12 protein-coding genes are annotated in these 13,566 nt (G+C 51.5%); 10 read left to right on the top strand and 2 right to left on the bottom strand.

Going from position 1 to position 13,566, the window contains the following annotated elements; all coding sequences use genetic code 11:
• Positions 1–164 precede the first annotated feature (164 nt).
• From ACL02P_RS06690 to ACL02P_RS06645, 10 genes are all read left to right on the top strand, one after another.
• A complete protein-coding gene (locus tag ACL02P_RS06690) occupies positions 165–3,842 on the top strand; it encodes a nitrate reductase subunit alpha (RefSeq protein ID WP_260069988.1) in 3,678 nt (1,225 codons plus the stop codon).
• Entirely contained in the window at positions 3,832–5,379 is a 1,548-nt protein-coding gene (gene narH / locus ACL02P_RS06685) for a nitrate reductase subunit beta (RefSeq protein WP_085170708.1), read from the top strand. The genes ACL02P_RS06690 and narH overlap by 11 nt, the downstream gene beginning before the upstream one ends.
• Positions 5,372–5,947 carry a nitrate reductase molybdenum cofactor assembly chaperone gene (narJ, locus tag ACL02P_RS06680; RefSeq protein WP_009223280.1) on the top strand — a complete coding sequence of 192 codons (576 nt, stop codon included), beginning with the start codon at positions 5,372–5,374 and terminating at the stop codon, positions 5,945–5,947. The genes narH and narJ overlap by 8 nt, the downstream gene beginning before the upstream one ends.
• Positions 5,934–6,632, top strand: a complete 699-nt coding sequence (narI, locus tag ACL02P_RS06675; RefSeq protein WP_412836995.1) for a respiratory nitrate reductase subunit gamma — start codon at positions 5,934–5,936, stop codon at positions 6,630–6,632. The genes narJ and narI overlap by 14 nt, the downstream gene beginning before the upstream one ends.
• A 26-nt stretch (positions 6,633–6,658) precedes the next feature.
• Positions 6,659–7,117: a GAF domain-containing protein gene (locus ACL02P_RS06670; RefSeq protein WP_009223282.1), complete on the top strand. Its 459-nt coding sequence runs from the start codon at positions 6,659–6,661 to the stop codon at positions 7,115–7,117.
• A complete protein-coding gene (locus tag ACL02P_RS06665; protein ID WP_009223283.1) occupies positions 7,114–8,175 on the top strand; it encodes an ATP-binding protein in 1,062 nt (353 codons plus the stop codon). The genes ACL02P_RS06670 and ACL02P_RS06665 overlap by 4 nt, the downstream gene beginning before the upstream one ends.
• Before the next feature lie 44 nt (positions 8,176–8,219).
• Positions 8,220–8,870, top strand: coding sequence for a response regulator (locus ACL02P_RS06660; RefSeq protein ID WP_412837325.1), 651 nt, complete (start codon positions 8,220–8,222; stop codon positions 8,868–8,870).
• Positions 8,871–8,884: 14 nt separating this feature from the next.
• Positions 8,885–9,403, top strand: a complete 519-nt coding sequence (locus ACL02P_RS06655) for a hemerythrin domain-containing protein (RefSeq protein ID WP_028539481.1) — start codon at positions 8,885–8,887, stop codon at positions 9,401–9,403.
• A 193-nt stretch (positions 9,404–9,596) separates the two neighbouring features.
• Complete coding sequence (locus tag ACL02P_RS06650; RefSeq protein ID WP_036700671.1) at positions 9,597–11,099, top strand: MFS transporter; 1,503 nt, start codon at positions 9,597–9,599, stop codon at positions 11,097–11,099.
• Between the two features lie 38 nt (positions 11,100–11,137).
• On the top strand, positions 11,138–11,551 hold the full coding sequence (locus tag ACL02P_RS06645; protein ID WP_028539483.1) for a hemerythrin domain-containing protein: 414 nt from the start codon (positions 11,138–11,140) through the stop codon (positions 11,549–11,551).
• 68 nt (positions 11,552–11,619) lie between these two features.
• On the opposite strand, the gene ACL02P_RS06640 is transcribed toward ACL02P_RS06645, so the two are convergent.
• The gene (locus tag ACL02P_RS06640) at positions 11,620–12,126 is read right to left on the bottom strand and encodes a DUF3231 family protein (RefSeq protein WP_009223288.1); all 507 of its coding nucleotides are present in this window, start codon (positions 12,124–12,126) and stop codon (positions 11,620–11,622) included.
• A gap of 215 nt (positions 12,127–12,341) precedes the next feature.
• Entirely contained in the window at positions 12,342–13,244 is a 903-nt protein-coding gene (locus tag ACL02P_RS06635; RefSeq protein ID WP_009223289.1) for an aldo/keto reductase, read from the bottom strand.
• Positions 13,245–13,566: the final 322 nt, after the last annotated feature.

The following is a 13,566-nucleotide window of genomic DNA, read 5'->3' as shown; positions in this document are numbered from 1 at the left end:
CATTTGGGCGTTTTTTTGTCGTTATAGGGCGTTCACCGACAAGCCGAGGGATTTCCCTGATGGGAAAGCAAGTGAAATTCGTTTCATAATGGAGTCAGAAGCTCGAATACCATTGATTCCCCATCAAAGGCATTCATTTGGGCGATGAAGGAGTGAACACTTCCGTGAAACGAAGATCAGGACTTAGCTTTTTTAAGAAGCCGGAAACGATCTCGGGGAAATGGACCAAGATCGAAGAGAAAAGCCGGGAATGGGAAAATATGTACCGCGGCCGCTGGTCGCATGATAAAGTTGTGCGCACGACGCACGGGGTGAACTGCACCGGCTCTTGCAGCTGGAAGGTGTTCGTGAAGAACGGCATCATTACCTGGGAAAATCAACAGATTGATTACCCGTCCTGCGGACCGGATATGCCCGAGTTTGAACCGCGCGGCTGCCCACGGGGCGCCTCGTTCTCGTGGTACGAGTACAGCCCGTTGCGGGTGAAATACCCTTATATGCGCGGGAAGCTGCTGCGCTTATGGCGCGAGGCGATGACCAAGTCTCAAGGGAATCCCGTGCAAGCCTGGGCGAGCATCGTGGAGAATCCGGAAGCTGCAAGATCCTATAAGCAAGCTCGCGGGAAAGGCGGACATGTGCGCGTGACCTGGGAAGAAGCGTCCCAGCTGATTTCAGCACAAATCCTTTATACCATTAAAAAATATGGGCCTGACCGGATTGCTGGATTTACACCGATTCCAGCGATGTCGATGATCAGCTATGCATCGGGCGCGCGGTTCATTTCATTGCTGGGCGGCGAAATGCTTAGCTTCTACGACTGGTACGCTGACCTGCCGCCGGCTTCGCCGCAAATCTGGGGCGAGCAAACCGATGTACCGGAATCATCCGACTGGTATAACGCCGGATATTTGATCATGTGGGGCTCCAATGTGCCGCTCACGCGGACCCCGGATGCCCACTTTATGACCGAAGTTCGTTACAAAGGAACCAAGGTGGTGTCCGTAGCGCCGGACCATGCGGAGAACGTCAAATTTGCCGATAACTGGCTCGCGCCGCATCCGGGTACAGACGCTGCGGTTGCCCAAGCGATGACCCATGTCATCCTTGACGAGTTCTATGTGAAGCGCCAAGAACCGATGTTCTTGAATTATGCCAAACAATACACGGACATGCCGTTCCTCATTTTGTTGGATCCGCATGAAGGTGGATATAAGGCCGGACGTTTCCTGCGGGCCAGCGATCTGGGGCAGGCGACGGAGCATGCCGAATGGAAGCCGGTCATTTATGACGAGGCGGCTGGAGAGTTGATCGTTCCGAACGGAACGATGGGCCAACGTTGGGAGAAGGACGTGAAGTGGAATCTGATTCTGGAGCGGGAAGACGGCACCCGGATCGAACCGGCGCTGTCAGTCGAACCGCACGGCGGAGAATGGACAGAAATCGTCTTCCCTTACTTCGATGCGGCAGGCAACGGCACGTTTACTCGGTCGATTCCGGCCAAAACGGTCACTTTGGCAGACGGCAGCACCCGATTGGCTGCGACTGTCTTTGATTTGATGCTTAGTCAATATGGCGTGAACCGCCCTGGCAGCACCCATACCGCCAAAGGGTACGATGATGCGGAATCGCACTATACGCCTGCATGGCAAGAGCGCATTACCGGTGTGAAGGCATCGCTGGTAGTGCAAATCGCACGCGAGTTCGCGCAGAACGCGCTGGATACTGGCGGCCGTTCGATGATCATCATGGGCGCCGGGATTAACCACTGGTTCAACAGCGATACGATCTATCGCTCCATTCTGAACCTGGTTGTGTTGACGGCATCCCAAGGCGTGAACGGCGGCGGCTGGGCCCACTATGTCGGGCAAGAGAAATGCCGGCCGATTGAAGGGTGGTCGACAATCGCGTTTGCCCGCGATTGGCAGGCACCGCCGCGGCTGCAAAACGCGACCTCGTTCTTCTATTTTGCTACAGACCAATGGAAATACGAGGAGATGAGCGCGGAATCGCTGAAATCGCCAACCGGCGGGGAGATTCCGTACCGTCATCCAGCGGACTACAATGTGCTGGCTGCCCGACTGGGCTGGCTGCCATCGTACCCGCAGTTTAATAAGAACAGCCTATCGTTCGCCGAAGAAGCGGCGGCTCAAGGCAAAACCGATAATACGGACATCATCAAGCATGCTTATGAGCAAGTGGTGTCAGGCGAAACGAAGTTTGCGGTGGAAGACCCGGATGCGCCGGAGAACTTCCCGCGTACGCTGTTTGTCTGGCGGTCGAACCTGATCTCCAGTTCGGCGAAAGGGCAAGAGTTCTTCATGAAACATCTGCTCGGCACGCATAATGGGTTGTTATCCAGTCCGAACGAAGAGGAGAAGCCGGAGGAAATCGTTTGGCGTGATGAAGTGGAAGGCAAGCTGGATCTGCTAGTGGCACTGGATTTCCGGATGACAGCGACCCCGATGTATGCCGATATCGTCCTGCCTGCCGCAACTTGGTATGAGAAGGTCGACCTGTCCTCAACCGACATGCACCCGTTCGTGCATCCGTTTAACCCGGCGATCGATCCGCTGTGGGAATCGCGGACGGACTGGGATATTTACCGGTCGCTGGCCAGCGTCTTGTCTGAGATGGCGAAGGAACATATGCCGGGCGTATACAAAGACGTAGTTTCCTCTCCGCTGGGTCACGACTCAATGGCTGAAATTTCCCAGCCTTATGGGGAAGTGAAGGATTGGAAGCGCGGTGAAGTCAAACCGGTACTTGGCAAAACGATGCCTAGCTTTAGCGTGGTTGAGCGCGATTACACGAAGATCTACGACAAGTACATCACGCTGGGACCTAACCTGGAATCTGGCAAGGTGGGCGCGCACGGGGTCAGCTTCTCCGTGAAGGAAGAATACGAGGAACTGAAAAAGATCAACGGCGCTTACACCGATGATACGATCAAAAACGGTCGTCCGAAGCTGCGTACCGCAAGACAAGCGGCCAATGCAGTGCTGCACCTGTCCTCGGCAACAAACGGCAAAGTTTCGCAGAGAGCTTGGGAATCGGCTGAACAGGATACCGGCGTGGAGTTGAAGGATATCTCTGCAGATCGTGCGGCGGAACGCATCACCTTTGCGAACATTACCGCACAGCCTCGCGAGGTCATCCCGACGCCGGTATTCAGCGGTTCGAACAAATCAGGACGCCGGTATTCGCCGTTTACAACGAATATTGAACGGTTGGTGCCGTTCCGGACGTTAACGGGACGCCAGCATTTTTATCTGGATCATCAGATCTTCCTGCAATTCGGTGAGGCGCTGCCGGTTTACAAACCAACGCTTCCGCCGATGGTGTTTGGTCCACGGGACAAACAGGTTGAGGGCGGCAAGGATGCACTTGTCCTGCGCTACTTAACACCGCACGGGAAATGGAACATCCATAGCACCTATCAGGATAACCTGCACATGCTGACCCTGTTCCGCGGCGGGCCTACCGTGTGGATCAACAATGAGGATGCCGAAGCGCATCAGATTAACGATAACGATTGGCTGGAGGTCTATAACCGCAATGGCGTTGTTACGGCTAGAGCCGTAGTCAGCCACCGGATGCCCAAGGGTACGATGTTTATGTACCACGCCCAAGACAAACACATTAATGTTCCTGGTTCGGAAATTACGGGTGAGCGAGGCGGCAGCCATAATGCGCCGACGCGAATCCATTTGAAGCCAACGCAGCTCGTTGGGGGCTATGCCCAGCTTAGCTATGGTTTCAACTATTACGGACCTATCGGCAACCAGCGTGATGTGTACGTTGCCGTGCGCAAACTGAAGGAGGTTGACTGGCTTGAAGATTAAAGCGCAAATCGCCATGGTGATGAACCTGGACAAATGCATCGGCTGTCATACCTGCAGCGTGACCTGTAAGAGCACCTGGACGAACCGGGAAGGCGCCGAATATATGTGGTTTAACAACGTTGAAACGAAGCCGGGGATCGGTTATCCGAAGCGGTGGGAAGACCAAGAGCATTACAAAGGCGGCTGGACGCTGCGTAACGGGAAGCTGGAGCTGAAATCCGGCAGCAAGCTGTCCAAGATCGCGCTCGGTAAAATTTTCTATAACCCGGATATGCCGGAAATGAAAGACTACTACGAGCCTTGGACATATGATTACGAGAAGCTGACGAATTCGGGCGAGAAGAAGCACCAGCCTGTGGCCCGTCCGAAATCCGCCGTCACCGGCGACACGATGGACCTGGATTGGGGACCGAACTGGGAAGACGATCTGGCCGGCGGCCATATCACCGGACCAAAGGACCCAAACATCGAGAAGATCGAAGAGGACATCAAGTTTAACTTCGAACAGTCGTTTATGATGTACTTGCCTCGTCTATGCGAGCATTGCTTAAATCCAAGCTGCGTGGCTTCCTGTCCATCCGGCGCAATTTATAAACGCGATGAGGACGGCATCGTCCTCGTCGACCAGGAAGCTTGCCGCGGCTGGCGTTATTGCATGACGGGTTGCCCATACAAGAAGGTTTACTTTAACTGGAAAACCAACAAAGCGGAAAAATGCACATTCTGCTTCCCAAGAATCGAAGCAGGACTTCCAACCGTGTGCTCCGAAACCTGCACCGGACGTATCCGTTATCTCGGCGTGCTGTTGTATGATGCGGATCGCGTGCAAGAAGCGGCATCTACCCTAGATGAGAAGGATTTGTACGAAGCTCAGCTAAGCCTGTTCCTTGATCCAAATGATCCGAAAATCATCGAGCAAGCCCGCAAAGATGGACTTTCTGAGGAATGGATCGAAGCGGCGCAAAATTCGCCGGTCTACAAGCTGGCCATCGAATATAAACTGGCCTTCCCGCTGCATCCAGAATACCGGACGCTGCCAATGGTGTGGTACGTACCGCCGCTCAGCCCGATCATGAGCCATTTTGAAGGCAAGGATTCGATTCAGAACCCGGATCTCATCTTCCCGGCAATTGAGGAAATGAGAACGCCGATTCAATACCTGGCGAATCTGCTGACGGCTGGGGACACGGAAACGGTAAAAATCGCTCTGCAACGGATGGCAATGATGCGCCAATACCAACGCGCACAATTCTCCAAGCAGCCGTTTGACGAGAAACGATTGGATCGCGTGGGGCTGACCGCACAACAGGTTGAAGAAATGTACCGTTTGCTGGCGATCGCGAAATATGAGGATCGGTTCGTCATTCCAACCTCGCATAAGGAGGGGTACATGGACCCGTACCGGGCCCAAGGCACCGCCGGATTTGGCATGGATTGTGACGGCTGCGGTCCTGCCACTCCGATTCCGGCGAGCACCGGCAAGAGTGGACGGGATCTGTATGAACAAAACTTCTATGGGGGGATCTGGCGTGATTGATCTGGTGAAACTGGATGCACATCGCGAGTTGTTCGGCTTTTTTGCCGGGCAGCTCGTTTACCCCGACAAGGAGACGTTCGCTTCCATTCAGGAAGGTGGGGAAGAGGCTTTCCCTGCTTCCGTCATGGAGCCGGTGTCGAAATACCGGGAACAGATGCTTGCACGAAGCATGGAAGAGATCGAGGAGCTTTACGTCGATACATTTGATTTTGAGAAGTCGTCAACGCTGTATATGACGTATTTCAAATATGAAGATTCTAAAGACCGCGGACAACTGCTGACCTCGCTTAAATTGGTTTACGAGATGTTTGGCATGGAGATGGTGGACCGGGAGCTGCCGGATTTTCTGCCGCTGATGCTGGAGTTTTTGTATGCGGCCGATTGGCTCCATCATCCGCATGGCTTAATGGCGATGCAGACGGTAATCTCGATTTTGGAGGACGGCACTTACCAATTAATGAAGTCACTGGAGTCGAAGGGGAACCCTTATTATCCATTAATCAAAGCCCTTCGGGAAACGTTTAAGCTGTGTTTGTCGCAGGAGGTGAAAGTCCATGAGCCTGTTTGAGCAATTTCTATGGGTGATTTTTCCCTATCTATGCGTGGTCACGTTCGTGGTGGGACATATCTTCCGTTACCGCTACGACCAGTTTAACTGGACAGCCAAATCCAGTGAGTTCATCGAGAAAAAACGGCTAATGCTCGGCAGCCTCCTGTTTCATATCGGCATTATCCCGGTCATTCTGGGTCATGTGGCCGGGCTAGGTATTCCGAAGGAATGGATGAACGCGATTGGCGTCAACGAACATTTGTATCATATCGGGGCGATGTATGGCGGTGGATTTTTTGGCGTGGTGACATTTGCCGGAATGCTGATTCTGACGATGCGTCGGTTGACGATGAAAAATGTGCGCCGGCTTAGCTCCGCGTCGGATATGATCGTCAATGGATTGCTGCTGTTCATCATTTTTATGGGGATGTACTCTACGCTGGTGACGAATAACGTACAGCCGGACTTTGACTATCGGGAGACGATATCCATTTGGTTCCGTAACCTGCTGATCCTCCGTCCGGAAGCCAGCTATATGGCAGAGGTGCCGATCACGTTCCAAATCCACATTTTGGCAGGGTTCCTGATCTTTGCCTTGTGGCCGTTTACCCGGCTCGTTCATGTGTGGAGCATACCCTTGAATTATGCCCGGAGAAGCTATATCCTTTATAGGAAGAATCGCTCGCATTCTGCGGGACGTTAAGGATTTGAGATTAGGGAGACGAGTTCATGAAACCAACCTCCGGTTGCTATCAGGTGATGATCGATCAATTAAGAGAGCAAATGGGGTATGATTTTGTGTCGCTGGCCTTTGCGGAGTCGGCGATCAACGACTTTGTACTTACCTGGAAATACGCTTCAGGCAATTTGAATAACCGCTACAAACGGATCGTTCTCCAGTCGGGTAAGGGGGTTGCCGGCATCGTGTTCAAAACCGGCAGCCCCATGCTGGTTCCCCGTGTAGACGAAGTGCTTCAGCCGCAAGAGCTGTACAATTTTCCGATCTTGCTCTCGGAGCGATTAACCAGCTTGGCTGCACTCCCGTTATATTTGGCGGATCGGGTGGAAGGCGTTCTCTTGGCGGGCTACCGGGGAGAGCAGCGGATGTCCCAGGAAGATTTGCTCCAGCTGTATGAATGGCTGCAAGGCCAGTTTGGGGATTTTGAGATCAAGGAGCTGATCCCATGAATCCGTTATCCTTGAACGTACCCATCGAGCTTCTGCAGAAGCAGTATGAGCAAAGCTCCGATGCAATCATTTTCTTTGATGCACAGCATCGGATTATGGCGATGAATCCTCAGGCCGAGAAGCTGCTGGATCGCCGGGTGCTGGAGGAATCAGCAGACACCGAGCACAACGCTTTTTGCTTCTCGTGCCGTGGATATACTAGTGAAGATGAACCGATGTCCTGTATCAATTGCTATCTTTCCAACACCAAGAAGGATTTTAGCTCCTTCCAGCTCTATTTGGAGACCAAGACGAAAGGCGTCGTCCCGTTTTCGGCCAGTTTTCAGACGGTGGACCAAGAGTCGGGGGTTCGGGTGCTGATCTTGCGCGATCTGACGAATCCCATCATGACGCAGCAAATGCTGAACCGCAATACTATGATGAAGAGCATTATTAAAGCTCAGGAGGATGAACGCAAGCGGATCTCCCGCGAGTTGCACGATAGTGTCGCTCAAGAGTTGATCAGCTCGCTGGTGGATCTTCGGGTGTTGAAATATTTGAATGTGCAAGAGGAAGCCTTGCAGAAAATCCAACAAACGGAGGCTTCGCTCACCCGATTGTTGGAGCAAATTCGCAATCTATCGGTGGAGCTGCGTCCAGCCTCCTTGGACGATCTTGGTCTGGATGCGGCTTTTCGTTCGCATTTCAAATGGATTGAGAAGAACTACGGGGTCGTCGTGCGTTTTGTGGCAGAGCTAGGCGGTCAGCGTTTTAACAGTGAGGTTGAGACGGTCGTCTACCGGGTATGTCAGGAATCCGTGCTGAACGCGCTGAAATATGCCAACGTAGACGAGATTGACGTCCGTCTATTTGCTTCCGAGCATACGCTGGAGCTTGTCGTTTCCGATCAGGGATGCGGATTTAACGTGAATGCAAACGATCCGAAGGGAACCGGACTTGGCATTTATGGAATGAAAGAACGGGCAGAGCTGGTAGGCGGAGAAATCACCGTGACTTCGCAGCGGGGGAAAGGAACGACCGTTCATTTACGGATTCCGTTGGCTGCCGTTACCCCGTAATGGTGCTGCAAACGTAAGGATTTTGCTTGGATAGGGAGGTATGGATCGTGAAAGTAGTAATCGCGGATGATCATGCGGTCGTCCGAAGCGGTTTTGCGATGATTATTAATTTTCAAGAGGATATGGAGGTCGTGGCGACGGCCGCAGACGGGATCGAAGCATACAAAATGGTAGCCAAACACCGGCCTGACATCCTGTTGATGGATCTCAGCATGCCTCCAGGCGAAAGCGGCTTGATCGCGACGGCCAAAATCCATGAGGATTTTCCCGAAACGAATATTATTATCCTCACGATGCACGATGACGAGGAATATTTATTTCATGTGCTTAAGAAAGGCGCCAGAGGGTATGTCTTAAAAAATTCGCCAGATGAGCAACTCGTCTCAGCCATTCGCATGGTGCATCAAGGAGGGGTTTATATCCATCCGAAGCTCGCCTCCTCCCTTGTCCGAGAATTCGTTAGCCAAGATCAGCAAGCCGATGAGAACAACCCTTACCAGCTGTCGTCTACCCGTGAGGTTGAGATTCTGCCGCTGGTCGCCAAAGGCTACGGAAATAAAGAAATCGCTGAAATGCTGCACATCTCCGTCAAAACGGTAGAGGCCCATAAAGCCAAAATTATGGAGAAGCTGAATTTGAAATCAAGACCTGAGCTGGTGGAATACGCAATTAAGAAGAAGCTGCTGGATTTCTAATGGAGGCCTATGACATGGAACGAGGAACACTGTTAAATGAAACGCCCGCCATGCGTATTCTAGAGAACGAGCACCGTTATTTGGCTAGTTTGATGAACGAATGGCATGCGATTGTACTGGACTTTCAAAACGACCGCTACTCCGGGGATCAGGCGACGCAGCAGTTCGCGCTTCTTCAGGAGCTGTTACATGAGTTTAAAGCGCCTTTGCGCAAGCATTTTCATAAAGAAGAAACGTACTTTTTTCCGAGATTAGGTCAACATATTGGGTATGACCAAGGGCCTCTCGTGTCTATCGAACAAGAGCATGAAGAGATCTTCGCTTATATCGATCATTTTCTTCACCATGCCAACAGTGAGCATTCGCTGGAGGAAATGAAGGCTTTGTGCCGAGACGCAGGGGAAGCGTTTGAAATTTTGACGGTGCATTTCGTGAAGGAAGAAACCGTCTTATTTCCAATGACCAGGCAGGTCATGAGATCGGCGGAACAAGAGCAGTTGAATCAGGAACTTTACACGTTAATTGTTGAATAGTTTTCCAATAAAATGTACAGCCCATAATCATTATCCAATGGTTATGGGCATTTTTGTGACCAAACCGGGCGGATAGGGAGTTTCCCTGGGCAAACGGGGGAAAACCCTATACAGGCCCCCAAAGCGGATCAGCTACAATACGAGTGGGGAAATCGATGGTCATTCAGAAGTCATTTTGGAAAAGGTGATCGATTTGATAAAAAAAGTTCAGTTACCGCTACAAACACTCAATTTGATCGTCGGTTTTGCCGTATGGGTCATTATCTCGTCCCTCGTATCCTTTATGGGAGAGGACATTCAGATCCCAGCCGATAAGGTCGCGATCATAACAGCTATTCCTGTCGTATTGGGTTCCGTTTTACGTATTCCGCTGGGGTATTACGCGAATATTTTCGGGGCAAGGTTGGTTTTTCTAATTAGTTTCATTTTGCTGTTGTTTCCAGTGTTCTACATTAGTGAGGCGAACTCTTACGTCGATTTGATCATCGGCGGGCTGTTCCTCGGCATCGGCGGCGCCGTCTTCTCCGTAGGCGTCACTTCGCTGCCGAAATATTATCCGAAGGAGCGTCATGGTCTGGTCAACGGCGTGTACGGTCTCGGGAATCTCGGGACGGCCGTGACTTCGTTCTCCGCACCGGTCATCGCGACGCAAATCGGTTGGTCGGCGACGGTCAAGCTGTACTTGATCCTTCTGCTTGTTTTTGCAGCGCTAAATCTTTTCTTTGGTGACCGTAAAGAGCCGAAGGTGAAAACGGCTATGATGGAACAAATCAAAGGCGTTTATAAGAATGAAAAGCTTTGGTTGTTCTCGCTGTTGTACTTTATTACGTTTGGTTCGTTCGTTGCGTTTACCGTCTATTTGCCCAATTTCCTGGTGACGAACTTTGAACTTACCAAGGTGGATGCAGGGATGCGTACCGCCGGATTTATCGCTTTGGCGACCTTTATGCGTCCGGTTGGCGGCTGGCTGGCGGATCGGTTTAATGCTTTGATGCTGTTGATCGTCATCTTTTCCGGGTTTACGCTTGCGGCTATCGTGCTGGCGTTCTCACCAACATTCACTTTGTACACCATCGGTTGTCTGGTAATCGCAATTGTTGCCGGTGCAGGAAATGGTGTCATCTTTAAGTTGGTTCCACAATATTTCAATAAGCAGGCCGGGATCGTCAACGGGATCGTGTCCATGATGGGCGGCCTGGGCGGATTCTTCCCGCCGCTGTTATTGTCCTATATCCATTCGGTAACCGGTCAGTATTCCATCGGTTTTATGCTGCTGTCGCAGGTCGCTTTAGCCAGCTTGATTCTCGTACTCTGGATGATTTATTCCGATAAGCTGAGTTTGTCTTCGGAAGTCTTCAACAATACAGCGCAAGGGATTCTGGTCACTGACCCGAAAGGTACCATTGTGGCTGTGAATCCGGCGTTTACTGCCGTAACCGGGTTTAGTGAAGAGGAAGCATTAGGGAAGAAGCCGAATATTCTGCGAGCGAATCGACAAGCCCCGGATTTCTATGACCGCATGTGGAAGAGCATTAAAGAAACTGGCATGTGGCAGGGGGAGATTTGGAATAAGCGCAAAAACGGTGAGATCTACTTACAGTGGCTAAATATCAGCACGGTTAAAGACGAAACCGGTGAGGATATCCGCTATGTCGGAACGTTCTCTGAGCTTCCAAAGGGAAAGGCGGAGAAGTAACGAATCCAGATTACATCAGAGAATAGGGGGAGAGTCCAATGCCGGTTGGTCCATCGCTGCGGCAACTCCATGCTCATCAGGCCATTCATGACGGCGGCTTGGCAGGGGCGAAGTCGAAAACGGAGGAAGTTGCGGGTTTCTACGCCAGCGGAGATCTGGAGTTGGCAGAGCAGGCAACGAATGAATTGTTGGGATACTGGGAGTCGCGGATTCTAAGTCATGCGGATGCAGAAGAAGACGGCTTCTATCAAGAAGTAACTGAGAAGAATCCAGACCTCCAGGAGGCGGTCGTGCAATTAAAACGCGATCATGAACTGATGCGAATCGTCGTTCGCAGCATTCACCAACAGCGAGAGACCTCTGGTTGGAGCGAGGCTATTTTGCACAAGCTTTATGCTTTGCTGGAGATTAATGAACTCCACAGCAGGGAAGAAGAAAGGTTATTGTTTTAATGAAATAGGAAAAAGCGATTAAGCAGCGGGTCTGTTTAATCGCTTTTTTCATGACTTGTAAACACGAATTACTCTGGTTTTTTGAGTTGCAGAGGCGGAGGAACCAGCCAGCCCTTTTCCTTGCTCATCCGTAAGATTCTAAGCCCCAATGCGGTTTTGGTGGCGTGGTATTTTGCAAACAACGCGCCGATATCCTCTCGGATCGATAACCCCATGGCTCCGCTGCAACCGGCCAAAGAAGCTGCAGTATCCATGGCGATTTTCGCGGCGATTTCTGCATCGGCAAATCTGGCTCCTGGTGGAATATCCTCAAGCTTCGTTTCCGGTCGTTCCGGCAACATGGGGGAGGGGGTGATCCCATTGTCCGTCAACAGCTTGTCCAGTTCTTTAATCTCCAGTTTAGCCTGATCCATCAGGTCCTTTAGAATCTCTTTCAGATCTTTGTCACCCGCATGGTACGTGAACAGCTGGTAGCAGGATAACATCATTTTTGCTGCCATCGAACTTTCCCATATCGTGAAAATTTCGCCGTAGTGCATTGGCTCATGCTTCGGATTCCCGTCTAACACACCCATGAAGAAATCTCCTTTGCTTCGTCATTTTGCTTACCGCAAGTAGTATGTCTCCTTAAGTCGTGTTGTATGAAGCCGAAACTATGGGGCTAGTAAGGAACCGTGACAAATGATTAGAAGCCGCATAAAAAACAGACCCTTTGGTGAAGGGCTTCCCGTCACTAAACTCGAGTTAGCGAGGATGCTGTTCACTTATAGGGCCTGCTCTTATTTTGAGATTAACGGTGCAACGTATATTGATTCGCTTTACTTAAACTGCGAATCAGTTCAACTTCTTTCGTACTTAATTCGGGAACTTCTGCAGCAGCAAGATTTTGCAGCAGCTGCTCGCGTGAGCTGGCTCCCGGAATGACCACGGCAACCGCAGGATGGGCGAGGGAATAGCGGATAGCCAACTGAGTAAGGTTGCGCTCCGGCGTCTCCAGGTCCTGTAGTTTGCGGCGCAGTTCACGGAGTTCATCCAGCTCGTAATCCAGCACACCTTTAGCGGGTTCGCGGTTCGCTGCCAGCGCACCGCTGGCTAATGGCCCTCGAGCTATTACGCTGATCTGATGCTCTTGCAGCAGGGGGAACACTTCTTCTTCGCCGCGCCGGTCTACGATACTGTACTGATTCATGACGCTGACGATGGACGAGCGAGAGACATATTCCCGGATGACATTCGGACGAATGGAAGATATCCCATACTCGCGGATGACGCCTTCCCGCTTCAGTTGTTCAAACGCTTCGATCGTGTCATCGATGGGATCCTCGATCGTTCCGCCGTGCAGTTGGTACAAATCGATATAATCCGTGCCGAGCCGGCGCAGGCTATCTTTCACTGCCGAGAGGATATACGATTTCGATGCATCCCAGACCCAGCCGTCTTGTCCAGGAATCCGCCGATTTCCGACTTTGGTTGCCAGAATGACGCGATCCCGGCGCCCCTTAATCGCCTTGCCGACGATTTCTTCATTGGTTCCGGCATCGTACAAATCAGCTGTGTCGAGAAAATTGACGCCCCGGTCCAACGCCTCGTGAATCAGGCCAATCGCTTTGGATTCTTCCGTCCCTAGCGACATGCATCCCAGCCCGATTTCACTGACAATCAGCTCGGAGTTGCCTAAACGGTTCATTTTCATTTTCTAGACTCCTCGTATAGTATCTTTAAAAAGCTCTTTTAGGTTCATTTCCATCCCCCCGGGGGATGGAAAACAGCCTCCAAATTTTCAGCTTGTTCTTTGAAAATTCTATCAGGGACTGGACTTTCCGGTATGCCTCTGGACAATGGAACGTAGGGTCCATTCGGGGAAATCCTTCTGCCTCCAGTAGCATCGTCTACTCCTTAAGTCTGTTTCTCCGGTACGCGTCTGAGCTTCTTACCCGCTGGCTGTTCCCTTCGGCATCCCATGCCCGGTTTTAGCAGATCCGGGGCAGCTCATGGCCCGAAGTGTGTCCTCATAC

It is taken from the genome of Paenibacillus sp. MB22_1, from assembly GCF_047200555.1.
GTDB classification, from domain to species: Bacteria; Bacillota; Bacilli; order Paenibacillales; family Paenibacillaceae; genus Fontibacillus; species Fontibacillus phoenicis.
This window is presented reverse-complemented; position numbering and strand designations above follow the sequence as displayed.

Excerpts from the sequence above, each read along its gene's own strand:
- narI (WP_412836995.1), top strand. The coding sequence starts at position 5,934 with ATGAGCCTGTTTGAGCAATTTCTATGGGTGATTTTTCCCTATCTATGC.
- ACL02P_RS06670 (WP_009223282.1), top strand. The coding sequence starts at position 6,659 with ATGAAACCAACCTCCGGTTGCTATCAGGTGATGATCGATCAATTAAGA.
- ACL02P_RS06665 (WP_009223283.1), top strand. The coding sequence starts at position 7,114 with ATGAATCCGTTATCCTTGAACGTACCCATCGAGCTTCTGCAGAAGCAG.
- ACL02P_RS06655 (WP_028539481.1), top strand. The coding sequence starts at position 8,885 with ATGGAACGAGGAACACTGTTAAATGAAACGCCCGCCATGCGTATTCTA.
- ACL02P_RS06645 (WP_028539483.1), top strand. The coding sequence starts at position 11,138 with ATGCCGGTTGGTCCATCGCTGCGGCAACTCCATGCTCATCAGGCCATT.
- ACL02P_RS06640 (WP_009223288.1), bottom strand. The coding sequence starts at position 12,126 with ATGGGTGTGTTAGACGGGAATCCGAAGCATGAGCCAATGCACTACGGC.
- ACL02P_RS06635 (WP_009223289.1), bottom strand. The coding sequence starts at position 13,244 with ATGAAAATGAACCGTTTAGGCAACTCCGAGCTGATTGTCAGTGAAATC.